The organism is Saccharibacter floricola DSM 15669, assembly GCF_000378165.1.
Taxonomy (GTDB): domain Bacteria; phylum Pseudomonadota; class Alphaproteobacteria; order Acetobacterales; family Acetobacteraceae; genus Saccharibacter; species Saccharibacter floricola.
Window position 1 is genome coordinate 294,325 of record NZ_KB899333.1, and the last position, 25,041, is coordinate 319,365.

At 51.1% G+C, this 25,041-nt stretch carries 22 protein-coding genes; 14 read left to right on the plus strand and 8 right to left on the minus strand.

All coding sequences use genetic code 11. The features are described 5' to 3' along the window. Window positions 1–9 precede the first annotated feature (9 nt). The 3 genes from F457_RS0101290 to F457_RS0101300 all read left to right on the plus strand — a co-directional run bounded on the left by F457_RS0101290 (window position 10) and on the right by F457_RS0101300 (window position 4,189). Entirely contained in the window at window positions 10–1,317 is a 1,308-nt protein-coding gene (locus tag F457_RS0101290) for an RsmB/NOP family class I SAM-dependent RNA methyltransferase (RefSeq protein ID WP_018979320.1), read from the plus strand. A gap of 245 nt (window positions 1,318–1,562) precedes the next feature. After that, complete coding sequence (locus F457_RS0101295) at window positions 1,563–3,419, plus strand: cation:proton antiporter (RefSeq protein WP_018979321.1); 1,857 nt, start codon at window positions 1,563–1,565, stop codon at window positions 3,417–3,419. A 50-nt stretch (window positions 3,420–3,469) separates the two neighbouring features. After that, the gene (locus tag F457_RS0101300) at window positions 3,470–4,189 is read left to right on the plus strand and encodes a response regulator transcription factor (RefSeq protein WP_018979322.1); all 720 of its coding nucleotides are present in this window, start codon (window positions 3,470–3,472) and stop codon (window positions 4,187–4,189) included. Between the two features lie 39 nt (window positions 4,190–4,228). Here the strand turns inward: F457_RS0101300 and galE are convergent, their stop codons facing one another. Together galE and F457_RS0101310 are read right to left on the minus strand one after the other, a co-directional pair. Continuing rightward, window positions 4,229–5,215, minus strand: a complete 987-nt coding sequence (gene galE, locus F457_RS0101305; protein WP_018979323.1) for a UDP-glucose 4-epimerase GalE — start codon at window positions 5,213–5,215, stop codon at window positions 4,229–4,231. Between the two features lie 20 nt (window positions 5,216–5,235). Beyond that, on the minus strand, window positions 5,236–6,030 hold the full coding sequence (locus tag F457_RS0101310; RefSeq protein WP_018979324.1) for an exodeoxyribonuclease III: 795 nt from the start codon (window positions 6,028–6,030) through the stop codon (window positions 5,236–5,238). Window positions 6,031–6,126: 96 nt separating this feature from the next. Between F457_RS0101310 and F457_RS0101315 the strand changes: the two genes are divergently transcribed. From F457_RS0101315 to rpmG, 5 genes are all read left to right on the plus strand, one after another. Beyond that, complete coding sequence (locus F457_RS0101315; protein ID WP_018979325.1) at window positions 6,127–7,158, plus strand: dipeptidase; 1,032 nt, start codon at window positions 6,127–6,129, stop codon at window positions 7,156–7,158. Between the two features lie 302 nt (window positions 7,159–7,460). Next, window positions 7,461–9,374 (plus strand): excinuclease ABC subunit UvrC, encoded by a 1,914-nt coding sequence (uvrC, locus tag F457_RS0101320; protein ID WP_018979326.1) that lies wholly within the window; start codon window positions 7,461–7,463, stop codon window positions 9,372–9,374. A gap of 73 nt (window positions 9,375–9,447) precedes the next feature. Beyond that, window positions 9,448–10,017 (plus strand): CDP-diacylglycerol--glycerol-3-phosphate 3-phosphatidyltransferase, encoded by a 570-nt coding sequence (gene pgsA / locus F457_RS0101325; protein WP_018979327.1) that lies wholly within the window; start codon window positions 9,448–9,450, stop codon window positions 10,015–10,017. 194 nt (window positions 10,018–10,211) lie between these two features. After that, on the plus strand, window positions 10,212–10,922 hold the full coding sequence (locus F457_RS11835) for a hypothetical protein (RefSeq protein WP_018979328.1): 711 nt from the start codon (window positions 10,212–10,214) through the stop codon (window positions 10,920–10,922). 160 nt (window positions 10,923–11,082) lie between these two features. Continuing rightward, window positions 11,083–11,250 carry a 50S ribosomal protein L33 gene (gene rpmG / locus F457_RS0101335; protein ID WP_018979329.1) on the plus strand — a complete coding sequence of 56 codons (168 nt, stop codon included), beginning with the start codon at window positions 11,083–11,085 and terminating at the stop codon, window positions 11,248–11,250. A gap of 88 nt (window positions 11,251–11,338) precedes the next feature. Here the strand turns inward: rpmG and F457_RS0101340 are convergent, their stop codons facing one another. Both F457_RS0101340 and eno read right to left on the minus strand, forming a co-directional pair. Then, the gene (locus F457_RS0101340) at window positions 11,339–11,668 is read right to left on the minus strand and encodes an FtsB family cell division protein (RefSeq protein WP_018979330.1); all 330 of its coding nucleotides are present in this window, start codon (window positions 11,666–11,668) and stop codon (window positions 11,339–11,341) included. 148 nt (window positions 11,669–11,816) lie between these two features. Then, complete coding sequence (eno, locus tag F457_RS0101345; protein ID WP_018979331.1) at window positions 11,817–13,094, minus strand: phosphopyruvate hydratase; 1,278 nt, start codon at window positions 13,092–13,094, stop codon at window positions 11,817–11,819. A gap of 111 nt (window positions 13,095–13,205) precedes the next feature. On the opposite strand from eno, the gene F457_RS0101350 reads away from it, so the two are divergent. Then, window positions 13,206–13,688: a DUF3429 domain-containing protein gene (locus F457_RS0101350; protein WP_018979332.1), complete on the plus strand. Its 483-nt coding sequence runs from the start codon at window positions 13,206–13,208 to the stop codon at window positions 13,686–13,688. 1,067 nt (window positions 13,689–14,755) lie between these two features. Here F457_RS0101350 and kdsA read toward each other — a convergent pair. The 4 genes from kdsA to tpiA all read right to left on the minus strand — a co-directional run bounded on the left by kdsA (window position 14,756) and on the right by tpiA (window position 18,499). Next, complete coding sequence (gene kdsA, locus F457_RS0101360) at window positions 14,756–15,583, minus strand: 3-deoxy-8-phosphooctulonate synthase (protein ID WP_018979334.1); 828 nt, start codon at window positions 15,581–15,583, stop codon at window positions 14,756–14,758. Beyond that, on the minus strand, window positions 15,580–17,229 hold the full coding sequence (locus tag F457_RS0101365; protein WP_018979335.1) for a CTP synthase: 1,650 nt from the start codon (window positions 17,227–17,229) through the stop codon (window positions 15,580–15,582). The genes kdsA and F457_RS0101365 overlap by 4 nt, the downstream gene beginning before the upstream one ends. A 115-nt stretch (window positions 17,230–17,344) precedes the next feature. Beyond that, window positions 17,345–17,686 (minus strand): preprotein translocase subunit SecG, encoded by a 342-nt coding sequence (gene secG / locus F457_RS0101370; protein WP_018979336.1) that lies wholly within the window; start codon window positions 17,684–17,686, stop codon window positions 17,345–17,347. Between the two features lie 21 nt (window positions 17,687–17,707). After that, window positions 17,708–18,499: a triose-phosphate isomerase gene (gene tpiA, locus F457_RS0101375; RefSeq protein WP_018979337.1), complete on the minus strand. Its 792-nt coding sequence runs from the start codon at window positions 18,497–18,499 to the stop codon at window positions 17,708–17,710. Window positions 18,500–18,649: 150 nt separating this feature from the next. On the opposite strand from tpiA, the gene F457_RS11840 reads away from it, so the two are divergent. From F457_RS11840 to trpC, 5 genes are all read left to right on the plus strand, one after another. Continuing rightward, window positions 18,650–20,587 (plus strand): peptidylprolyl isomerase, encoded by a 1,938-nt coding sequence (locus F457_RS11840; protein WP_018979338.1) that lies wholly within the window; start codon window positions 18,650–18,652, stop codon window positions 20,585–20,587. Further along, complete coding sequence (trpE, locus tag F457_RS11845) at window positions 20,587–22,056, plus strand: anthranilate synthase component I (protein WP_018979339.1); 1,470 nt, start codon at window positions 20,587–20,589, stop codon at window positions 22,054–22,056. The genes F457_RS11840 and trpE overlap by 1 nt, the downstream gene beginning before the upstream one ends. Before the next feature lie 7 nt (window positions 22,057–22,063). Next, a complete protein-coding gene (locus F457_RS0101390; protein WP_018979340.1) occupies window positions 22,064–22,651 on the plus strand; it encodes an anthranilate synthase component II in 588 nt (195 codons plus the stop codon). 272 nt (window positions 22,652–22,923) lie between these two features. Beyond that, window positions 22,924–23,964, plus strand: coding sequence for an anthranilate phosphoribosyltransferase (gene trpD / locus F457_RS0101395; protein ID WP_169584101.1), 1,041 nt, complete (start codon window positions 22,924–22,926; stop codon window positions 23,962–23,964). Between the two features lie 48 nt (window positions 23,965–24,012). Continuing rightward, on the plus strand, window positions 24,013–25,002 hold the full coding sequence (gene trpC / locus F457_RS11850) for an indole-3-glycerol phosphate synthase TrpC (RefSeq protein WP_018979342.1): 990 nt from the start codon (window positions 24,013–24,015) through the stop codon (window positions 25,000–25,002). Window positions 25,003–25,041 lie beyond the last annotated feature (39 nt).

Consider the following 25,041-nt stretch of genomic DNA (forward strand, 5'->3'; position numbering starts at 1 on the left):
CGGGGGGATATGACCCCCGCTGCTCGTCTTTCTGGCGCGATTGATCTGCTCTGTGCGATCCAAAACGCGCCCCATCGTCCCGCTGATGCGGTTGCTAATAGTTTCTTTCGTGAACGTCGCTACATAGGCGGCGGTGACCGGCGCGCCATTTCAAACATTACATGGGATGTGCTGCGTTGTTGGCGACGCCTCCATTGGCATTTGCGGACTGACCTTAAAGAACGCCATAGTGATATCTCACCGCGCCTTCTATGTGCGTCTATGCTGTTCTTTGCCGGTCAAACGCTTGATCAGATTCACGCGCTTTTTAGTGGAGAACGTTATAGCCCGTCGCCATTAAGCCAACGAGAAGGCGCGATGTTGGAGCTTCTGGAGGGGCACACTCTCAGCACAGAGAAGCAACCTCTTGCGATCCGGCTAGAAATCCCCGACTGGATTATGCCCCATCTTGAGGCTGATTTTGGGGATCGGCTTGAGGAGGAGATGGCGGCTTTATTGGGGCAGCCGACCTTGGATCTGCGGGTCAATCTTTTAAAAGCGACCCGTGTTGAGGCGATCAGAGCCCTCCGCCGTGAAGGGTTTGAACCGGCTGAAACAGCGTTATCTCCATGGGGCCTGAGACTGGAAGGTCGTCAGCCTATTATGGCGTCCGAGGCGTTTCGTAATGGTTTGGTGGAAATCCAAGATGAAGGTAGTCAGCTTATCGCGGCGGCAGTTGATGCGCGCCCAGGGCAGCGTCTGTTGGATTATTGTGCGGGAGCAGCGGGTAAAACGCTTGCTTTGGCGATGACGATGGAAAATCGCGGGCAAGTCACGGCCTGCGATGTCTCACGTTCTCGTTTAGAGGGTGCTGTTAAGCGCTTGCGGCGTGCGGGGGTACATAATGTAACGCGTCATCTTTTGGTCGCAGGGGATAAATGGGCCAAACGTCGTGAAGGACGTTTTGATACAGTGCTCGTTGATGCGCCCTGCTCAGGGACGGGAACATGGCGCCGTAATCCTGATGCTCGCCTTCGGCTTAACCAACGGGATATTGACGAGCTTCTTCCCAAGCAGGCGCATATTATGGATATTGCTGCGCGGCTTGTTCGTCCAGGTGGGCGCTTTGTCTATGCGACATGTTCGTTATTGAGTGTGGAAAATCGTCAGCAGGTTGAGAAGTTTTTAGAGCGTCATCCTGACTATGCTCTGATTGCCCCTGAAGAGCGCTCTGAGTTGCTTCCTCAAAAGCTACGTCATGAGTCCTGTTTTGCGTTGACCCCACATAGTGATGGAACGGATGGGTTCTTTATTGCTGTGCTACAGAGAAAAGCCTGACAATACTGCCTTTAAGAAAAGGAACACTGATAGGTCGGTGTTCCTTTCTTTTTGGGAGAGTGTATGTAAAATGCTTAGACAGACCAGATTTGTTCGCTTTTCTGCCGCTTTTAAGTTTTAAAGTTCACGCTAATGTTAGCTAGGCACATTGCTGCACTGTCGATGCACTAAAAGAAGTATCGACATCAGTGCGGCGTGCGAAAAGAGGGATGTAGTTTTGGTCATAAGGAGAGTGAGGCGCTTCTATGCAGCAATATGACATTCTTTTTGGGGTCGCATCGACTTTTGGTGCAGGGATGTTGGCTCAGTGGATTGCGTGGCGTCTGAAACTTCCGGCCATTGTTTTGCTTTTTGCACTTGGTCTTCTTTTAGGCCCGGTTCTTGGCTGGCTTCATCCTTCTGAAACATTGGGTTGGATATTTCGCCCACTTGTTTCCATGCTGGTGGCTTTAATCGTTTTTGAAGGCGGGATGGCGCTTGATATTCGCCAGTTGCGTGAAGCTGGCGAGGGTGTAGCGCGGCTGACGATGCTGGCCTTGCCGATCAATTGGGTGCTTGGGGCCCTTGCCGCGCATTATGTTGCCCATTTTGAGTGGGGGACGTCGTTTCTGTTTGGGGCAATTATCGTTGTGACAGGCCCAACGGTGGTGTTGCCCCTTTTGCGCAGTGCAAAATTAAGGCCGCGTGTTGCTGCTTTTTTGCGGTGGGAAGCGATTGTTAACGATCCGCTGGGTGCTATCTTAGCGGCTGTGGTGATGCAGGTGATGATCCTGCATGTGAACCTTCACACGACATTGTTTTTTACAAAAACGCTTCCTGATCTACTTGTTGCGGGGGCTGCGTCAACAGCTGCAGGAATTTTACCAGCCTATCTGATCCGTTATCTTTTTACGCGTGATCTGATGCCGGAACTGTTGAAAGTGCCGGTTCTTCTCACGCTGGCTTTGGTCATTTTCGAGTTGTGTAATTTGGAGATGGAAGGGGCTGGTCTTATTGCGGTGACCGTCTTTGGGATGGCACTGACGAACCTTCATATTCCTGGATTGAACGATCTACGACGGACGAAAGAATCACTCGTCGTTCTCATGGTGTCTGTGCTGTTTATCTTACTAACGGCAGACCTTCATCGTGCCGTTCTGGCCCGTTTGACGATCCCGATCGTCTTACTCACTTTGGTTGTCATGTTTGTTGTGCGCCCGTTGGGTATCTTTCTGTCCACGCTCGGTACGACAATGTCTTGGCAAGAGCGTTTATTTGTAGGGTGGATTGCGCCGCGCGGGATTGTGGCCGCTGCTGTTGCCGGTGCTGCGGGAATTCGATTGAGTGCTGCGGGCTATACGTCAGCAGATATGGTGATGCCCGCTGTTTTCGCTGTTATTGCAGTAACGATGCTCTGTCATGGTTTCTCCCTAGGGCCGCTGGCAAAGAAACTGAAGCTTACGCTTTCTGATGAATCGGCCATGGCGATTTTAGGGGCGAGCTCTTGGTCTACCGATTTGGCGGTTTGCTTACATCGCGCCAAGGTTCCGGTCGTGTTGATCGATCAACGGGCACGGGACTTAATGGCTGGAGCCCGCGAGGGTGTGCCGGTGATGAAGGCTGAGCTTCTTTCGGAGCATGGGAAGGAGCTTCTAGAGGAGCGGCCGGCCGATTACTTTATCGCTACAACAGGTGATGGCATTTATAATGGGATGGTATGCGGCCATCTTGCGCCTGATATGGGGCGGCAGCGTGTTTTTCAAGTAAGTCCCGGTGTCGCGCGGCTTGATCTTTACCGTGGGTTGTCACGTGATGCGCGTGGTAAAGTGTTGGGTGAACCATCGTGGAACTATTCGTTTTTTGATACGCTCTTTAGCCGGGGATGGCGTTTTGTGAGCCGGCGCGTTGAGAATGAGGACGACGCTGTTTTTGGCAAAGATGATAACCGGCTCGATCTCCTGCTTGTCAGGAAAGGGCAGGGTATTTTCATTCGTTCTGTCGAAGATGCGACGCGGGTTGCACCCATGGTTGGTGATCTCATTGTGGGAATGAAGCCCGCTGCTCCACAAAGTGAAGAGAAAGAACCGACAGTGGAGATCCCAGCTGAGGCATTTTCAGGATAAGAGCACGTTAATATGGTAATACATACTGTGATATATGAGGGTACAAGCGTATGACGGGGCACCACTTCGTTTTAGTTGTGGATAATGATGCAGACGTGCGGCGTGAGCTGGCTGAGCATATTCATCGTGAACCGTCGTTGGACGTTATTGAGGCTACTGCATTAAGTGAAGCACGGCAGAAGGTGACGGCCGGTGATATGCGCGTTGATGCGCTTCTTCTTGATGAGGCGCTCCCAGATGGCGACAGCGTTGAATTTTGCATGGAATTACGGCAGCGAAAGATCAAAATACCGATTTTGATGATGACGACGTCTCAAGAAGAAGAGGTTATTGTCACTGGGCTGGATGCAGGGGCGAATGATTATGTCATCAAGCCGCTTCGTGCTCGGGAACTTATGGCGCGTCTTCGGGCCCAATTGCGCACGTTTGAGAATAGTGAAGATGTCATGCTGGATGTCGGCCCTTATATTTTTAGGCCTGCACATAAGCAGTTGGTAGACCCTGGCCGGGGGCGGCGGATTCATTTGACAGAAAAAGAAACGTCTATTTTGAAGTATCTTTACCGTGTGGGGCACAAGTCTGTGAGCCGTGAAGTGCTTCTTAATGAAGTCTGGGGCTATAATGCGGGCGTGACGACCCATACGCTTGAGACGCATATTTACCGTCTTCGCCAAAAGATTGAGCCGAACGCACAGCGTAATGCTCTTGTGGTGACGGAAGGGGGTGGGTATCGCCTCAATGCGTATGCTCCGGTTTCGGAGCATCGCTAAGAGGCGGTACAGTCATAATGCCAGCATTGTCACGTTAGTTTAGTCGCTGTAACCGTGAGGATGGGCAGAGCGCCATTTAAAGACTGTCTCAATAATTACGTCTAAGTCTGTAAATTGCGGCGTCCATCCTGTGTCGCGTCGTAGTGTTGAAGCATCAGCAACGAGCATTGCGGGGTCTCCAGCGCGTCTTGGTGCGGCTTCCCAAGGCACCGTGTGACCCGTGACGCGTTCTACGCTTCGGATAACCTCTAGGTTAGAGTAGCCGTGCCCTGTGCCAACATTGTAACGGACACTGCGATTATCAATCTGGTCAAGCAGACGGATATGCGCATCAGCAAGGTCTGTTACATGGATGTAGTCGCGAATGCATGACCCGTCCGCTGTCGGATAGTCTGTTCCAAAGAGTTGCAATGCAGGTCGCCGTCCGAGGGCCGCGTCAATAGTGAGGGGGATGAGGTGCGTCTCTGGGCGATGATCCTCGCCGGCTCTACCCTGCGGATCGGAGCCGGCGGCGTTGAAATAGCGCAAACAGCCACTGCGAAGTTGGTGGATTTGGTCTGCCCAATACAGCGTACGCTCAATCATGAGTTTGCTTTCTCCGTAGGGAGAACCGGGTTGGATTAAAGCGTCATCAGGGATTGGTGTGCTGCGTTCGGGCCCACCGAATAAGGCAGCTGTGGACGAAAAAACAATCTTACGAACATTGTGTTCAATACATGCTTGTATGAGGTTTAGTGCGGTTTGCGTGTTGTAATGAATATAATGCAAGGGATTGCGCATACTGTCCCCCACGAGGGAGAGAGCAGCAAAGTGAAACACGCCATCCCAAGGGCCATCTACAACACACTTCTGCGTCGCGGAGAGGTCCATAAGGTCAACCTGACGGAGGGTCACACCATCAGGTATAGCCTGATGATGGCCTGTGCTGAGATTATCTAGAACGACGACTTCATGTCCGCGGTCACGTAACGCAAGAACAAGATGGCTCCCAACAAAGCCCGCTCCGCCGGTCACTAAATAACGCATGCTACTTCTCCAATGAACTCTTAAAGTAAAATATCGGCCATGACAGGCACGTGATCAGATGGACGCTCCCAGTCGCGCGCTTCTTTTAGGACTGTGATGTTTTGGAGGCAAGGAAGGATGTCTGCCGTGAGCCAAATATGATCAAGGCGGCGGCCACGATTGGATTTTTTCCAGTCGCGGTTGCGGTACGACCACCATGTATAGAGTTTTTCGGGTTCGGGGGTTTGATGGCGCATAGCGTCTTGAAAGCCGGCGTGGCACCAGTCCTGTAAACGAGAGGTTTCGGCAGGTGTGTGGCTGACGATCTTTAAGAGTTGTTTATGGCTCCACACGTCATTCTCAAACGGAGCAATGTTGAGATCACCAACTAAAATGCTGCGTGTTGGAGGGTGTTGACGAAACCATTGGGTCGCTTCATCAACAAATGACAGCTTATGAGCAAATTTATCATTCTCATCTGGATCAGGGATGTCGCCGCCTGCAGGTACGTAGAAGTTATGTATCTGAACAGGCCCGCTCTCAGTCTCTACAAAAGCGGCAACATGGCGGCAATCATCGCGTTCGCACCAGCGCGGTGTATCTTCGCGGAGGCGGAGCGGAAGGCGTGAAAGAATAGCCACGCCATTATAGCTTTTCATGCCTTTGTAGAGTTGATGGGTAAAGCCAAGTTCTGCGAGGGCTTCCTTAGGGAAAAGCGGATCAGGAACTTTTGTCTCTTGCACGCAAATAACATCAGGAGAATGCTCTTCTGCAAGACGTTGAAGGAGAGGTAAACGCAAGCGGAGAGAATTCATGTTCCAAGTGATGAGGCGCATGCAATGTCGATCCTTCAGTGGGCTTTTTGGTGGAGGGGTCTTGTGACTATGCTCTGACATCGCGATGTAAAGGATATCAAGCATTCAGGGAAGATCATGACACAGAAGCCTCTTATCACATTTGATACGCATATTGATATTCCGTGGCCTGAGCGGACGGCAGAAGGGCTGCCCGCATGGGTGGGAGACACGCAAGAGGATCTGTGGAAGCGAGAGACAACGCGTCGCTTTACCGTGCCAAAAGCGCAAGAGGGGAAGCTAACTGCCGCTTGTTTGGCCGCCTATATTCCGCAATTTTTGCTGACCCCAGAAGGGTATGAAGCCGCGTGGAAGCGTGTTCAGGCAATGTTAGAGGCCATTCACACAAGTGTTGCGTCTGCTCCAAAAAAGAATCAGGCACGTCTGTGCGTAACGGAACATGAAATCCGTGAAGCCGTTGAGAAGGGGATGGTGGCGATCGTCCCTGTGGTTGAGAATGGTTACGCGATTGGAGAGGACCCCTCACGTATTGCCTGGCTCGCCCAGCAGTATGGGGTGCGTTATATGACGCTCACTCATAATGGCCATAATCAGCTTGCTGATGCGGCTGTGGCGCGGGGAGAGGCCGAGAAAAAATATGGAGGACTTTCTACGCTGGGGCGAGAGGTGATCGCGGAGATGAACCGTCATGCAATGGTGGTTGATGTGTCTCATACGTCCAAGCAAAGCATGATGCAGGCAACGGAGCTGTCGCGCGCTCCTGTGTTGGCGAGTCATTCATGCGTGCGCGCTTTATGCGATCATCCGCGCAATTTGGACGATGAGCAGCTGGATCGTTTGCGTGATACGGGTGGGTTGCTTCAAGTCACGGCGATGGGGGCGTTCCTAAAACGAGGCGGAGGTGGAACGCTAGAGACGCTGATTGACCATATTACCTATACGGTGGAGCGCATAGGAGTGGAGCATGTTGGATTTTCGTCAGACTTTGATGGTGGAGGCGGGATAGATGGCTGGGAAGATGCCTCTCAAACAGCTTCTGTTATTGAGCGTCTTAAACATGCTGGTTTCGATGAGAGTGAACGGCGTGCTCTATGTGGTGAGAATATGATGCGCCTTTTAAAACAGGCTGAAAATGTTGCATTGCAATAGGGTGTCAAGGGGAAATGTACGGGCTTTTGTGTAATAATGATCAAAATTGTCCACTATTTTTTCACCATAAGGGATTGACATAATGCTTCTCTTTAAAAGCCATCTATGATTTCTTGAGGAAACTTAAAAGCAGAAGGAAACTTTATTTTTCAGCATGTTATATGAATTGATTAAAAAATAGGCAATTTGAAGGCAGAGAAGAGAACTCCTGCTGTGCGGGCGTTTGCTCTCGTTGTATTCACAGGGTTATCCACAGGAATAGTGGATGAGTGCACAGAGTGCCGTGTCGAGGGAATGAAACGATGGAAAATCATAGCGATGGAGAGGAAGCGGGCACCGTTAAAGGTGTAGCGGTCATTAGGAAGACTCTTAAATTGATTCCTGACCGCCCCGGTGTCTATCGCATGTTAGGAGCTAAAGGAGAGGTTCTATACGTTGGAAAGGCTCTGAACCTTAAAAAGCGTGTTGTGTCCTATACGCATGTTGCTCGTTTGCCTGAGCGTTTGCGCCTTATGGTGTCATTGACGGCGGATATGGAAATCGTTGTGACGCAGACGGAGGCTGAAGCTCTGCTGCTGGAGGCTAATTATATTCGGCGGATGCAACCGCGGTTTAATATTCTACTTCGTGACGATAAGAGCTACCCATGGCTACTTCTTACTGGAAATCATAACTTCCCACGGTTAACGCGTCAGCGTGGGAAGCCGCAAAAAAATGCTGTCTATTGGGGGCCATTCGCGTCGTCTAAGGCCGTTGAGCAGACGATGCAGGTGCTTCAACGGGCTTTTTTACTCAGGACATGTAGTGATTCTGACTTCGCGTCGCGCACACGCCCCTGTTTGCAATATCAAATAAAGCGCTGTTCGGCTCCGTGTGTAGATCGTATCTCACGTGGCGACTATGCGGATCTTGTTACCCAAGCTCGGGCTTTCTTAGCCGGAGGCGGCCGTGAGCTACAGCAGCAGCTCACCCAAGAAATGGAAGAGGCAGCAGAAGCGATGGCCTTTGAGCGAGCCGCACTGATTCGTGATCGTATTCGCGGATTTGCTAATCTTCGTTCCTCGAATGTCATTAACCCTGCCACTATTGATGAAGCAGATGTGATTGCGTTGTGGCAAGAGGCAGGGCGCACAGGGATACAGGTCTTTTTCATCCGTGGCGGGCGTAATAACGGTAATCGCGCCTTTTATCCGCAGCACGATCAGGATGAAACAGCCGAATCGGTGTTGAGTGCGTTTTTGATCCAGTTTTATGACGATAAGCCACCGCCAGCGCAGATAATTACTCATGTTTCCTTGTCAGAGCAGGAGCTGCTTGAAGAGGCATTATCGCTTCAAAAAGGGCGGAAAGTTCAGATTTTGCAACCACAACGCGGGGACAAGAAGGCGGTATTAGACCACGCACTTCTGAACGCGAAAGAGGCACTTGAGCGTAAGCTTGCGGAAAGCGCCGGGCAGAAGAAGCTTCTAGAAGGTGTTGCTGAGCTGTTTGACCTTCCAAAACCACCGTCACGGATTGAGGTGTACGATAACTCTCACATCATGGGGCAATGTCCTTATGGTGTTATGGTTGTTGGTGGCCCAGAGGGGTTCGTGAAACGGGCATACCGTAAATACGCTATTCGGGGGCCCGTCACACCGGGGGATGATTTTGGGATGATGCGTGAGGTTATGACGCGGCGTTTCTCCCCAGCGCGTCAAAAAGAGGGCTTGGAAGGGGAGCGTGACCAATGGCCTGATTTGTTGCTGATTGACGGGGGAAAAGGGCAGGTCAGCGCTGTTCGTGAAATTCTTGAAGAGCTGGGCGTCACGGATGTACCGATTGTTGGGATAGCCAAGGGGGAAGACCGTAACGCAGGGCGAGAATGGTTTTTAGTGCAGGGGAAAGAGCCATTTCAGCTGCCTCCGCAGGATCCTGTTCTCTATTATCTTCAACGGTTGCGTGACGAATCCCACCGCTTCGCGATTACAACGCATCGGGCAGGACGTTCTAAAAAATTGGTGAAGTCTGGGCTTGATGACGTGCCGGGCATTGGAGCTGTGCGGAAGAAAGCGCTCATGACGCGTTTTGGCTCGTTAAGGAATATTAAGTTGGCGTCGATAGAAGAATTAGGGCATGTGCCTGGAATTAATCACGAAATGGCGCAGGTCATTTATGGATATTTTCATCCAGAATGGGTAAGACAGCAGAGTGCCCTGAAGGAGCTGCATGATTAAAAACATTGTCGGTTGTAAGAGAGCTCCTTTGACGAGATGATGACCATTATTTTTCCCTCTTGGATGTAAGCAGATGCTGACAGATCTTCCCAATCTTTTGACGCTTCTGCGGATTGCCGCCATCCCCGCTTTAGTGGGGCTTGTGGCTACTCAGAATCAAGTAGCCTGCGTTGTGGCTTTTGGTCTCTATATTGCAGCATGTATTACAGATTACTTCGATGGTGCTTTGGCGCGATCACGTAAGCAAACGTCGGATCTAGGGCGTATGATGGATCCTATCGCTGATAAGCTTCTGGTTGGAGCTATGTTGCTAGTGCTTGCGGGTACACAGCAATTGCGGCTTTGTGCTCTTTATGCAGCGATTATCATTATGCTGCGTGAAATTGCCATTAGCGGTTTGAGAGAGTTTATGGCATCTCGTCGTGAAACAGTGCCGTCTACGCGCCTTGCGAAGTGGAAAACCGCCATACAGATGTTTGCAATTGGTTTTCTCGTTTTGGGCGACAAAGGGGGGGCGATGCTCCATCTTTCTTGGTTACCACTAACGATCATAGGGAGTGTTCTGCTATGGGTCTCTGTGGTGCCTACTCTTGTGAGCGGTTGGGGGTATCTTCGTGCCGGCTTCTCTCGTATGGGAGTATGAGAATCTGCAGAGAGGACAGTCATTTGTTTTTTCTGTTATAAATATGTCGCATCGAATGAGTGATGTGCGAAGGAGCTCTATCCTTGATGGAAGAGTTGCGCCAAGGTCATTCCCGGGGCGTGTCGAGCCGTTTGTGTGGCTATGTTATGACAACGTATGCTTTGAGGCCCTAATTAAGGCAAGAGAGAGGTTGAATGAAAAAGGTCGCCGTTCTGATGCTGTGTCTTGCGGCGAGCGGATGTGCGGGCCTCAAGAAACATTCAGAAGATACTTTCTGGCCTTTTGGCGATCCAAATGCTCCTAAAAGTGAGAGTGAAAACTTTCGCCGTGTTCGTGGTGAGTATGTAGCGGAACAGCCTCTTGTGGCTCAGCAAGGGGATGTATGGCCGGGGCAGCCTGATGCTGTACCAACCGTCAAGGATATGAATAATCCTAACAGTCGCTTTAGTCGCTCCTTTCAGCGTTCAATCAAAGGGCTTAATAGCGATCTTGACCAGCAACAGCTGGCTAATGGTGAAACATTGGCTCTTGGTGAGAATGTCGCGACCGAAAAAGGGGTGCAACGTCGGAGTAGTGCTTCAGAACCTGGGAGTTTGCCTTCTCATGTTCCTGATCGTGCCAAAAACTATTTAGAGGGGCCTAACCGGAAGAGTGTTGCTATTCCAAATGGCGATGGTACGACCACATTAGTGGGGCCTGATGGCACTGTGCGTGTTGTCCGGGGTGATCCTACAGTAGCGATGCAGCATCCCTCTCAGCACTCAGCTGTGCCGTCTAAGAAGCATGCTGATACAGCACATCATAAGAAGCGCCATAAACATAGCGATGCTTCGTCGAAGAAGAAGCGTGAGAATCACAAACATTCTGCTCACAAGAAGCATCATCACAAGCTTTTGGGCACATAATATAACGGGATTGCATTTTTTTAGTGATAGAAACCTCTTCAAGGAAGAGAAAGACTTGACCTGAAGAGCACAACACATCATTGTTCCCACCCAAAGGTGGGGTATGCTGCTTGGACAAAAAAGCGGTGTCCCTTAACACGGCAGCAGTCCGAAGGGTATTATGGCCAAGACAAACGTTATCAAGATTCGTCTCGTTTCTTCCGCAGATACGGGTTATTTCTACGTCACGAAGAAGAATGCACGCTCTGCGACAGGGAAAATGGAAGTACGTAAATACGACCCAGTGGCTCGTAAACACGTTCTTTTCCGTGAAGCAAAGATCAAGTAATCACTTTGCTGACGTGATTAAAAAAAGCGGCCTTAAGGCCGCTTTTTTTATGCGCGCTCAATGAGTTTTTGGGGGACTAAGCTATAAATTAGTAAAGATGCTCATGATCGCCGTAAGGAACCACAATATCACCCTCACGCGTGTTGTTGAGCATTGTGCGGCTGCGTTCATCGAGCATATCAGGATCAAGAGCTTGCTCGCCTAAAGCTGTGACACGGCGATGCCAGATGTCTTGTTCTTGATGAGCGTCGTGTAGAGCCTGCTGAGCCTGAGAGAACAGCGAGCTGCGCTGTTGGTAGGCTTCTATACCATGTGCTCCATGGAGAGCGTTCCATATGAAATAAGCAGTGAGTGCAAGAAATATGCAAGGAGGCAGCGTAGCCCGAAGCCCGCGTTGCATTAGGCTGGTAGCACTCATTCTTCCGTCCTCCCGTGGTGCCTCTATGCGTATAGAGAAATGGCAGGGAAGTACCCTATCGGAATTTTTACCAAAGAAAAAGCCTCCGCCCCTAGGAAAAGAGACGAAGGCTTTCGCTAAGAGAATAGATAGAAACTATCTACGTCACTTAGGCTTTCAGAATGCTACGACCAGCATATTCAGCACTGGCACCCAAGTTCTGCTCAATACGGATCAACTGGTTGTATTTTGCCATCCGGTCAGAGCGGGACATAGACCCCGTTTTAATCTGCCCTGTGTTCACAGCAACAGCAAGATCAGCAATCGTGGTGTCTTCTGTTTCACCAGAACGATGGCTCATCACTGTTGTGTAACCAGCACGTTGTGCCATTTCGACAGCACGCAGTGTTTCGGTCAATGTGCCGATCTGGTTCACCTTCACGAGCAGGGAGTTTGCAACATGGTTCTTAATGCCGCGTTCCAGACGTGTTGGGTTCGTCACAAACAGATCGTCACCGACTAGTTGCAGACGATGGCCCAGACGCTTCGTCAGCTCAGCCCAACCTTCCCAGTCATCTTCGCTCAGACCATCTTCGATGGACACGATCGGGAAGCGCTGGCTCAGGTCATCAAGGTAAGAAATCATCTCGCTGGAGGAGAAGCTCTTGCCTTCGCCTGTCATTTCATAACGGCCGTTCTTGTAGAACTCTGAAGAGGCACAGTCGAGCGCGAAGGTGATGTCTTCACCCAAGCGATAGCCTGCATCCTTAACAGCCTTAGAAATGTATTCTAGGCCTTCTTCGGTCGTTTTCAGGTTAGGGGCAAAGCCACCTTCATCACCAACACCCGTGCTCAGACCGTTAGCAGCAAGGTCTTTTTTCAGGTGGTGGAAGATTTCGGAACCCATACGGATGGCTTCAGCAATGGTGGATGCACCGACTGGCTGAATCATGAATTCTTGGAAGTCGATCCCGTTATCAGCATGCTCACCACCATTGATGATGTTCATCATTGGGACAGGCATGACATGGGCGAACGTGCCGCCAACATAACGGTATAGTGGCAGATCCAGCTCTTCGGCAGTAGCGCGTGCTACAGCGAGGGACACACCCAAGATAGCATTTGCACCCAAGCGGCCCTTGTTAGGGGTGCCGTCAAGATCAATCATTGCTTGGTCAATGGCGATCTGTTCTTCAGATTCCATGCCACGCAGTTTTTCAACAATTTCCGTGTTGACGGCGTTAACAGCTTTTAGAACCCCTTTACCGAGGAAGCGTTTCTTGTCACCGTCACGCAATTCGACGGCTTCATGAACGCCGGTAGAAGCACCAGACGGAACAGCAGCGCGACCCGTTACACCGGAAGCCAGTTCGACATCCACTTCAACCGTTGGATTGCCACGGCTGTCTACGATTTCACGGGCGGTAATATCAACAATAGCGCTCAAGGGAATTCTCCTGACTCTATGCGGGGAGGTTCGCCCGGCCTATGATTAGGCCCGGGTTACCCCGCTAACACTATATTTCAGTCTCAAAATCGGAGCCCGAGGTCAATTGATATGAAGCCTTTTCCTGTTGTAGCTGCCATGTTTCTTTTGCTGGGCGGTATTTTTTGCTTTTTAATGGGAGGGTGGCTATTTCTGGCTGGTGTTCTTGTCCCATTGCCTCATCTTAGTGTGGTGATGCTGCTTTATGGCGGTTGTCTTCTTGCGTTTCAGGGGGCTGTTCATTGGGGATTAACGGTTGAGAAACCAGAGATTATTCCTCCTCAGGGGACTGGCGCTGTTGAGAGGCGACGTATCTTCCTGGGACTCGCTTTTTTCCTTTGGGGGTGGGTTGCGCTGTGCGTAGGTCTGCTATGCACAATACAAAGCGGTTACGCGATGATCATCATCGGGTTTATCGGTGGATTTTCTCTCGAACGAGTCGCAGCACGTCGTGGTGAATTGCCTCAGGGTTTCTTGCTGATTAAGGGTGTTCTAACCACTTTGGTCATCTTAGGCTTCCTAGCCGCTTTGATGTCCCCACAGGGGCATTTCTAACGATCAGCGCAAAGTCGTATTTTCTGAAAAAGCGGCGTCTTGATGGTGCCACTTTTGGGGTGCGACTTTGCTGAACGTGTTTAGCCAAAACAGTGATAGCATTCTCTTTTAAAGTCTACATCGTTTTGTGAGCAGATTCACTGCCATGTCTGTAGGTGGGATGCCTGTGGTCTGTTAGATTTGGAAAGTGTTTACTGTTAGTGACGACGAGGGTGAGGGAGAAAGGATGATACGGTTTTATCGTATCAGGTTGCGACAGTTCGCTCTCCCTTGAGCCTTGCCTATAGATTTTCAACTAGATGACGGTGCCTGTAAGTTCATATTGGGCAAGTGACTTCAGGATCGTTTCGCCGTGATGACATGATAGGATGCCGATCCACGGTGTCTGATCCCTACCGTGCCCGTCAGCGGTATCCTACGTGAGCAGCCAAGAGCTTCATGGGTGTTCTGGTTATTCCTGTTTCCTTGTGATGGGTGCGGATCGTTGTGTTCTCAAGAAAGACCATACCTAGGGTCGTGTCCTTGCTGACCAAGTCAAAAAGGTGTTTCCATACACTAAAGGTTACACTCAGAAGGTAGGGGCGTCACATGTCGCACCGCGTTCTGTGATGACGCCAGAAAATAGCGAACATCGTCCGTCTCAGCTGTTTTGGCGAGGGCATTTTTTTTTGGACGGACTGCCTCAATGAGTAGCTCCCAGAAAAATTCAATGTGATCAGAAAAAACTGACTGTATCATGTTCATGATGAACAGTGAGGATGGTTTTTTCTCTTACTTACGCCCTAATAGACGTGCGTATTTTCAGGAAGAAAATAGTATAGATAGAGGAATAAGGAATTACTTTTGATATATCCTGTGTATTGTATAATTATACTCATTCAATATAAATAATATTTATTGTGTTTCACTTGAAATCTTTCATAATATCCAGGTGAAATAAAACGTCTCTGCCAATATAAATCTCTTAGATGGGGAGTATTTATTAAATCCTTTGAGAAGGCAATTTTTATCAAAGGATTTCCCATAAAAAGGATGAGAAGAATGTTAAGTTTCTTCTCATCTACTCCTTATTTAACCGCATAGGACTTAACCAAACTGTCAATCGCTTTAAGGCGCTGAAGTAACGCTTTCATCTCGTCTAAGGGCACCATGGTAGGGCCATCACTTGGCGCATTGTCGGGGTCTTCGTGCGTTTCTATAAAGAGGGCAGCAACGCCAACAGCAAGCGCTGCACGAGCGAGGGGCTCTACGAACTCGCGTTGACCACCGGTTGCATTTCCTAGGCCTCCTGGTTGCTGCACAGAATGTGTTGCATCAAAGACCACAGCGTGACCGGTTTGGGCCATGATAGGTAGGGCCCGCATATCGTTGATGAGGGTGTTGTAGCCAAAGCTGGTTCCACGATCACAGAGAAGAATGCGTTCATTCCCTGTTGACGTGATTTTATCGACGATATTGCGCATATCGCCAGGAGCGAGGAACTGTCCTTTTTTGACATTGATCGCGCGGCCCGTGCGTCCTGCTGCGAGCAGTAAATCCGTTTGACGACATAGGAAGGCAGGGATCTGCAAGACATCAACGGCTTCAGCGGCAATGGCGCATTGCTCGGGTGAGTGAACATCCGTTAGTACAGGAACATTAAATTCCTGCCGAATATCAGCCAAAATAGAGAGGCCTGCATCAATTCCCACGCCGCGGGCACTATGGAGAGAACTGCGATTCGCTTTGTCGAAGCTGCTTTTATAGATCAAGCCAATATCAAGCTCATGACAGAGGCGCGTAAGCGCCTCAGCCATAAAGAAAGCATGATCACGTGACTCGATCTGGCATGGACCAGCAATCAAGGTGAAAGGTTGGTCTTGCCCAATCGTCAGGTCTCTCAGCTGGAAGCTCACGCGTCGGCATCCTGTTGTGCATGTTTTTGTTGCTCTTTGGCTGCTTTGACCAAACCAACAAAAAGCGGATGAGGGTCAAAAGGCTTCGAGAGAAGCTCTGGATGGTATTGAACCCCAATGAACCACGGATGATCTGGGTATTCCACAACTTCCGGCAGAACCCCGTCAGGAGACATACCTGAGAAGCGCAACGACGTTTTCTCAAGTGCCTCGCGGTAATGGACGTTAACTTCCCAACGATGGCGATGACGCTCACGAATGTCGGTGCGTCCGTAAACCTCCGCGACACGAGACCCAGGTGTGAGTGTCGCAGGGTAAGCACCAAGGCGCATGGTTCCACCAAGGTCACCCCCTTCACGCCGGCGCAGGAGCTCCGTCCCTTGGGCCCATTCTGTCATGAGGCCAACGAGAGGCTCATCTGTTGGGCCAAACTCTGTGGAGGATGCTTTAGGCAGGCCTGCGAGCGAACGTGCACATTCAATGACAGCCATTTGCATACCAAAGCAAATACCAAGGAAGGGGACATGATTTTCACGCGCGTAGCGAACAGCGCTGATTTTGCCTTCCGCACCACGTTCTCCAAATCCACCGGGGACTAAGATGGCGTTTGCGCCGCGGAGGAGCTTATCAATTTGTCCTGGTTTCTCCAGTTCTTCCGAATCGATCCAGTCCATACGAACACGGACATTGTTGGCGATTCCACCATGTAATAGTGCTTCGGCAAGAGATTTGTAGCTATCGAGAAGGGCCGTATATTTTCCTACGACAGCGACTCGTACTTCACCCTTTGGTTCACGAATGCCTCGGACAATATTCTCCCAACGTGAGAGATCCGGCGAATCGTCATGAGGAAGGCCGAAATAACGGAGTACTTCGCGATCCATTCCCTGCTGATGATACGCGATAGGGCACGCGTAAATTGTATCGACATCCATTGCTGCAATAACGGCTTCAGAGCGTACATTGCAGAAGCTAGCAATCTTGCGGCGTTCAGTTTGCGGAATAGGGCGATCTGAACGGCACAGAAGAATCTGTGGTTGGAGCCCAACATTTTGGAGCTCTTTAACAGAATGCTGGGTTGGTTTTGTTTTGAGCTCCCCAGCGGAGGGGATGAAAGGAAGAAGAGTAAGATGGACGGAAATAGTCTGGTCGTAACCGAGGTCATTACGTAGCTGACGAATCGCTTCCAAGAAAGGAAGGCTTTCAATATCGCCAACGGTTCCACCAATCTCGACTAGGACAAAATCATAGCCGTCTGTCTCAGAGACCACGGCCTCTTTGATCGCATCGGTAATATGGGGGATGACCTGCACGGTGGCCCCAAGATAGTCACCGCGTCGTTCGCGAGCGATAACATCTGAATAGAGTCGTCCCGTCGTGGTGTTGTCAGAACGGCGAGCGTGAACCCCTGTAAAACGTTCATAATGGCCAAGATCAAGGTCCGTCTCAGCGCCATCATCGGTGATGAAAACTTCACCGTGCTGATACGGACTCATCGTGCCAGGATCAACGTTCAGGTAGGGGTCAAGCTTCCGTATCCGGACCTTGTGCCCACGGGCTTGAAGGAGGGCGGCCAAAGCCGCCGAGGCGATACCTTTACCGAGAGAGGAAACTACCCCACCGGTGACAAATACAAAGCGCGTCATGGGAGGTCTTCATACACTGAAGACCCCTTCAGAGGGAAGCAGCAACTGCATCAATTCTACAATGTTTTCACATAAAGTAGAGGAAGAGATGATGCAGCTAAGGCGAGGCGAGGCCTTATGGCTTGTGCTGAGCTGGTGCCGAAGGGGCATTTGCCTTGTGCGAAGACGCTGTATCCTGCGCAGCAGCAGGAGGTTGGGAGAGGATATCATGCCCCGTAGCGCCTGTTGATGCGCCGCGATTAAGGACATCTAGCGTAAGGCACAGAATCATAAACAGAGCAGCTAAAACGCCAGTTCCGCGGGTAAGCAGAGTAGCTGTGCCCCGTCCTGTCATAAAAGCGCCGACCCCTTGGCCGCTCCCTATACCTAATCCACCCCCTTCACTGCGCTGGATCAGGATAATGCCGATCAAGGCAAGAGCAACTAAGACAGTGACGACAAGCAAAAAAGTGGTCATGAACAAAAGGGTCCAATAAGTTTATGAAGGCGAAGAGGAGGGAACCTCCGTTGCAGCCCGGATAATATCGAGGAAACTCTGAGCTTCCAAACTGGCACTTCCAACGAGAACCCCATCTAACCCGTCAATAGAAAGAAGAGAAGGGGTTTGGACAGAAGTGACCGACCCGCCATACAGAACCGGCACACGAATGTCATCCGTCATCAAGCGCATAGGCAATAAAGCACGGATCAAAGAAAGCTTTCTTTGAAGCTCTTCATGGGACGGTGTAATGCCGCTCCCAATGGCCCATACAGGCTCATACGCGACGATTCCTCTAAATCCGCGCGTAAGAGAGCCTTCAATTTGACCGGCTAAAACACTTGCCGCGCGGCCTTCATTGCGTTCTGCAAGATGCTCACCAATACAGACGATCGGGATGAGCCCTGCAGCCGTAGCTGCCTTAACCTTTTGACGAATAACAGCATCTGTCTCGCCATGATTTTGACGGCGCTCTGAGTGGCCGAGAATAACGTAACGGGCGCCAAGCTCTGTAAGCATTTTTGCAGATATGTCACCAGTAAAGGGCCCGGAAGGAGCCGGATAACAATCTTGCGCGCCAAGAGAGATACGCTCTGCTGGCAAGTCATGCTTGCGAAGAATGTGATTGACGCCTGAAAGCTGCGTATAAGGCGGGCAGATAACAGTTCGTATATGGGAGGGAGGAGGATTTTCCTCCAAGGCTTTTGTAACGTCCCCAGCGAGTGTCAGGCCGCGCTCGTGTTGGGCCTGCATTTTCCAGTTCCCAATCACAAATTTGGGTGCTGTGCTCATAGTGCTTTCCCCCCATCGACATCTCCCCCTCCACCTAGAAAGGGAGGTGGTGCTGGTCAATTTGTCTCAGCATCATTATGCTGCCAAACACTCTAGCGGGGTTTGCCCGTTAATACCATCCTGCCTCCGGATTAAGTGATATTCGATTCTATGATTACTGCTCTGCGTCATTTTGTTGTTGACACTTGGATAGGTCGGGTCATTGCCCTCGCTATCTTTGTTGCGTTTATTGGCCTTAGTGGCAGTTTTATGGGGCTTTCTGGTGGCCTAGGAGGAATGTCATCTGGCGATATAACGCAAATTGGCCACTATAAGATTACACCACGTGACTTTGCTCGTAGCATTCAGCAGCGTTTGGGGTATTTGCAACAAAGTGGTGTGCCTCTTAGTGCCTTGCGCTCGCCAGCAGCCCAGCAGGAAGTCAGTTTTGAATCCTTACGTGACCTTCTTACGCTCAAAGGTGCACAGCTTGCCGGGGAGCGGAACGGGGTGACACCGAGCGATGAGCTAATCCGCCAAACGGTTTTTTCAATGCCGGAGTTCCGTGATGCTCAGGGGCATTTTAGTGCGGACAAAATGAACCAGCTGCTCCAGAGTAATGGATTGCAGCATCAGGATTTAATTGAGCAGGTTCGCCAGTCAAAAACAGCTCAAGCAACGATGTTTGGGCTGGCTCAAAATGTCACAGTGCCTAAAGCGGAACTCGACCAAATGGTTCGCTTTTATACTGAGGCTCGCAAAGTTGATCTGATACAGCTTCCCTTTTCTGCAGGGAAAGTTTCCTCTCAACCAAGTGACGCACAGTTGAAGCGTTTTTATGACAATCATCCATGGTTGTTTAAGGAGCCAGAATACCGTCATGCACGTATTGTTGTGCTTTTGCCGAGTAAGGTAGCGGTCACGGATGATGTGGTACGCGCGATCTATAAGCAGCGTGCACGTGACTATAATCAGCCAGAAACGCGCAGCGTAGAGGTGCTGGGCTTCGATAATGAGGCTACAGCACAGCAGGCAGCGCATAGCTGGCAGGATGGAGCGACATGGGAGAGTATTCAAAAAACTTTCCCGCAGGCTATTCCGGCGACGCTTCCCAATGCTCGCCCAGAGGATCTGCCCGATGAAGCGTTGTCGAAAGCGGCTTTTTTGGCGCATTCGGGTCAAGTTATGGCGCCGGTTAAAACGGCTATGGGGTGGAGTGTTGTGCATGTCACAAGCATTACGGCACCTCATCAGGTTAGTTTTGAGCAGGCAGCACCGGAGATTCGTGCAGAGGTTCAGAAGGCTGAGCCTTCTGTTGTGCCGTCTCAGCATATGCAGGCGTTTCAGGAAGCTGTTGCTGGCTCAACAGAGCTTGATAAAATCCCAGCAGATATTGGCGCCGTTCCCGTCGAAGGCACGCTTGATGCGCAGGGGATGACGGCCGGGGGCTCCCCAGCTCCTCTCCCAGGGGATGAGGCAACGCGCAAGGCGATTGTGCAACAGGTTTTCTCACAGGCAAAGGGGGACTATCCGCACGTTGTCTCTCTTCCTAACGGAGGCGGCTTTGCTGTTGTGGTGGCAAATGTTCAGCCTGGACAGCAAAAAGCGTTTGATACGGTACGTGCGGATGTAACGACTGCATGGCAGGGAGAGCAGCAAAAGCGCGCGCAGGAAGCACGTGCGACTGCTTTATATCAGAGCGCAAAGAAAGACGGGCTACAGCACGCCTTATCTGGTCAGCCTGAAGAAGCAAGTCTTCGTAAGGACGAGCGTTTTTCTCGCTTGCAAAAGCGGAGCGACATGCCTGAGCTCATCAATCGTGCGGCTCTAAACCAAAATGTTGGCCAGACGGCAATGCTCCAAGAGGGGAATAGTTTTTGGTTGGTTCAGGTGACGGGAAGTGCGGCTCCTGCCACGGGTGAGCAGGAGGCTGTGCGCCAACGTGTTGAACAACAGCTTCTCCAAGGGTTGCAAGGTGATCTTATCGAAAGCCTAGGTAGTAGCTATCAGCACGAAACGTCCCATCGCGCTTTGAATACAGAGCTTTTTCATCAAGTCAGTGAGCAAATTTTGGGCCGCCTTGTTGGCGGTGCAGGGCAAGGTCAGTAATGAACGATATTCTTTATAGTGTTGAGGCAGCAGACCTGCTGACGCCGTTATCCGTGTTTCTACGGTTGGCAGAATTGCCTGATGACCCTTATCGTCTGTTTTTTGAAAGCGTTGAGGGTGGAGAGGCGCGCGGTCGTTATTCTATCATCGCGTTGATGCCTGATACGGTTTGGGTCTGTCAGGATGGCCAGGCGAAGCGCGATGGCGTTGTGCAAGAAGAAGGGCCGCTTCCCTCGCTCAATAAGCTGATTACGGAAAGTCGTATGGAGCTTCCTGAAGAGCTCCCACCCATGATTGGTGGGGTCTTTGGGGTGTTGGGCTACGATATGGTGCGTCAGATGGAGGTTTTGCCTCATGCACCAGAAAATGACTTAGACCTTCCAGAAGGCGTGATGATTCGCCCACGTCTTTTTGCTGTTTTTGATACGGTGCGCGACGAGCTCATTCTGGCAGCTCCTGTGCGTCATAAGGATGGACGTGAAGCAGCTGCTGAGCTGTTGGAAAAAGCGCGTGAGGCACTGCGTCAGCCTCTCTCTTACGAGGCTGAGGGGCTGCCAGAGGGAACGCAGCTCCATGAACCGCAGTCCAATGTAACGCCTGATCAGTTTCTATCGAATGTGTTGCGGGCGAAAGACTATATTGCTGCTGGGGATGCGTTCCAGGTTGTGCCTAGTCAGCGTTTTCAAACGGCTTTTCCGCTCTCACCTCTCGCTTTGTATCGCAGTTTGCGCCGCATTAACCCAGCGCCTTTCTTGTTTCTGATGGAGCTGGGGGCTTTTACGCTCGTGGGCTCATCACCGGAGATCTTGGTGCGTTTGCGGCGGGGACAGGTAACAGTACGTCCATTGGCCGGCACGAGGCCGCGCGGCAAGGATCGTGCACAGGATCAGGCTTTGGAGAAAGAACTGCTTTCTGATGCAAAAGAGCTTGCTGAGCATTTAATGCTGATTGATCTGGGACGGAACGATGTGGGGCGTGTCTCACAGCCTGGCTCTGTTGCGGTGCCTGACCAATTTGTGATTGAGCGCTATAGCCATGTGATGCATATTTCCTCCACGGTAACGGGGCAGATTAAGCCGGAGCTTGGGGCGTTAGACGCTCTTTCGGCCGCCTTCCCAGCAGGGACGTTAACGGGGGCTCCTAAAATCCGCACCATGGAAATTATCGACGAACTTGAGCCAACGCGCCGAGGGCCTTATGCGGGCTGTGTGGGGTATTTTGGCGCTGATGGTGAGATGGATACGTGCATTGGTCTGCGGATGGCGCTGTTAAAAGACGGCCAGATGTATGTGCAGGCAGGCTGTGGCGTGGTGGCTGATTCTGAGCCAGAAGCGGAATATCAGGAGACGCGCGCGAAGGCACGGGCCCTTTTCTCCGCGGCTGAACATGCGGTGGAAATGGCTATACGGGTTGGAAAGCCGACGAACAATGCCCATCCTCAGTCAGTAACTGATGAGAAAAAGGGGTAGAGGTCTGATGATTCTTCTGATTGATAATTACGATAGCTTTACCTTTAACCTCGTCCATCATTTTGGGGCGCTGGGCATTGAATGCCTCGTCAAACGTAACGACGCTCTCTCTGCGGAAGAGGCGATTGCTTTAAAGCCGGAAGCAATCGTGCTGTCTCCAGGGCCGTGCTCTCCTGATGAGGCTGGTATTTGTTGTGATGTGATCCGTTTGGCTGCGGGGAAGATCCCTGTCTTAGGCGTATGTTTAGGTCATCAGGCTATCGGACAGGTTTTCGGGGCTGATGTTGTGCGCGCTCCTGAGCCAATGCACGGCAAAATTAGCGCGATGCATCATGATGGAAGCGGTGTGTTTGAAGGGCTACCGGAGCCTGTGAATATGGTGCGCTATCACAGTCTTACGGTAAAACCGGAGAGCATTACAGAACCTCTCATTGTTAATGCGCGCACAGAAGATGGAGTCGTTATGGGGCTTCGGCATCGTGATTACCCGATTCATGGTGTGCAGTTTCATCCAGAAAGCATTGCGTCCGATTCTGGGCGTGCACTTCTCGCGAATTTCTTGCGTCTTGCCGGTGTCGTGAAGGAAAAAGCCTGATGGGTGAGAAGGGGCAGATACCTTCTGTGAAAGCTTTGTTGAGAAAGGCGGTGTCAGCTGAGCCCTTTTCAGCAGAAGAGGCACGTTCGTTAGATGAAGGGGGTGTATGTGAACCCTCTTTATCTGATGCACAACGCGTAGCCTTTCTAACCGCTCTTTATGTACGTGGGGGAAGAGGTGAGGATTTTCGTTCGCTGTCTTGTTTCTCACGTATAGAGCTTATTCTAGCTGACTTGACGAGTGAGAAAGGCAGCGCATCTTCTTTCCCGAGCATGTTGAAAACGGTGCTATCGGGGGCTTCGTTGTCGGCCGAAAAGGCAGAAGAAGCTTTTGACGCGATTATGAGCGGCGCTGTATCTGAGGTTCAACTGGCGTCTTTTTTGACAGTTCTGCATATGCGGGGGGAAACGCCTGAAGAGCTTCTCGGGGCTGTCCGTACAGTACGGCGTCATATGGCGCCTCTTCGTCATGTTCCACCAAATGCGATTGATGTGTGCGGGACGGGAGGTGATGGTCTTGGCACGTTAAATGTCTCGACAGCGACAGCTTTCGTGCTGGCTGGGTTGGGGGTGGAGGTTGCCAAGCATGGTGGGCGTGCCTTGTCATCAAAGGCAGGGGCGACGGACGTGCTGGAGGCTCTGGGTATTCCGGCAGACGGGGACGTAGCGCGTCAGGAACAACGCTTGCAACGCGATCATCTGGCTTTTCTAGCTGCGCCGTATCATCATACAGCGATGAAAAAAGCGGCCTCCGTGCGCAAGGATCTGGGCTTTCGGACTTTATTTAATTTGCTAGGCCCTCTTTGTAACCCAGCAGGAGTAAAGCGGCAGCTTGTCGGTGTCTTTGACCAACGCTGGTGTGCTCCCGTAGCGGATGTGCTGGGGCAACTTGGCGGAGAATCGATTTGGGTTGTTCAAGGCGAGACTGATGAAGGCCCGATTGATGAGCTGACCCTTGCTGGGCCAAGTCATATTTCTGTGTGGGAACAAGACCAGAGACGTGAGGTGACGATCACACCGGAAATGGCGGGTTTTTCTGTGCAACCTGTGCGTGAAGTTCGTGGAGGAGCGCCTCAAGAGAATGCACAGCGTATGGAAGCGTTATTTAAAGGCGAAAAAAGCTGTTATCGCGATACTGTGTTGCTTAATGCAGCTGTGGCTCTCCACGTCGCTGGGCGTGGCTCTTTATGGGCCGGAGAGCAGGTTTCCTCGCGATCATTGCAGCACCTTATTGCCCAAGCTGCGCGCTCATTAGACGATGGTTTTGCTTTGGAGGCTTTGACGCGCGCGCAAAGAGGTGTAAGGGCACAGTGACGGCGGTATCCCGCTTACATGTTTTCAAGTTAGAGTTTCAGGACGATCATGATTTTCTTGCCACAGCGGCCGATGACTGCCTTTGCTCCATCAGAGTCTGACGGACAGTCTGCGGTTTCTGATGCGGCTCCCGAGCAAAAACCGGAAGCCGAGAAAGCCGAAACGGTTGCAGCCGATCACGGCGAGGCCGGCTCCAATGAAGGAAACGCGCCTTCAAAGAATGCTGAAGGTGAGGGTGACAAAACCCCTGACGTGCTTAAGCGCATTTGTGCGCGGACGCTTCTTGATGTTGAGCAGCGCTTACAGGTGATGTCACTCAAAGAGATTGCCGCGAAAGCGCGCGAGGTTACGACCCCGACGCGTGGGTTTGGGCAGGCGCTTCAACATATCACTGCCGATCGGCGCGTGGGGTTGATTGCTGAGGTAAAGAAGGCGTCGCCTTCGGCCGGTGTTTTGCGGCCTGATTATGATCCTGCTGCAATTGCAAGATCCTACCAAGCTGCTGGCGCGAGCTGCATCTCTGTTCTAACTGAAGGGTCTTGCTTCCACGGGAGTACGGATGATCTAAAGGCCGTGCGTGAGGCGTGCAGCTTGCCGATTTTGCGGAAGGATTTCATCCTTCATCCATGGCAAGTGCATGAGAGCCGCCTCATCGGGGCTGATTGCATTTTGCTCATTATGGCAGCTCTTGAGGAAAATCAGGCAGCTGAGCTTATTGCATTGGCACGTGGTCTGGATATGGATGTCCTGTTGGAAGTCCATAATGAAGACGAACTCACACGTGCGTTGGCTTATGATAGCTTCCTCATTGGCATTAATAACCGTGATCTCAAAACACTGAAAACGGACATTCAAACGACATTGGATCTCGCTCCTAATGTTCCGCCGGATCGTTTGGTTGTGTCAGAAAGCGGTATCCGTGTACAAGAAGACCTTGAGAAGGTAGGTGAGGCTGGATGCAGCGCCGTCTTGGTTGGAGAATCTTTGTTGAAAGATGTTGACCCAGGCGCAGCAGCACGACGTTTGCTTGGTTTTTAAGCCACCGTTACTATTTTCATAAGCAGTGGTCTGCCCGTT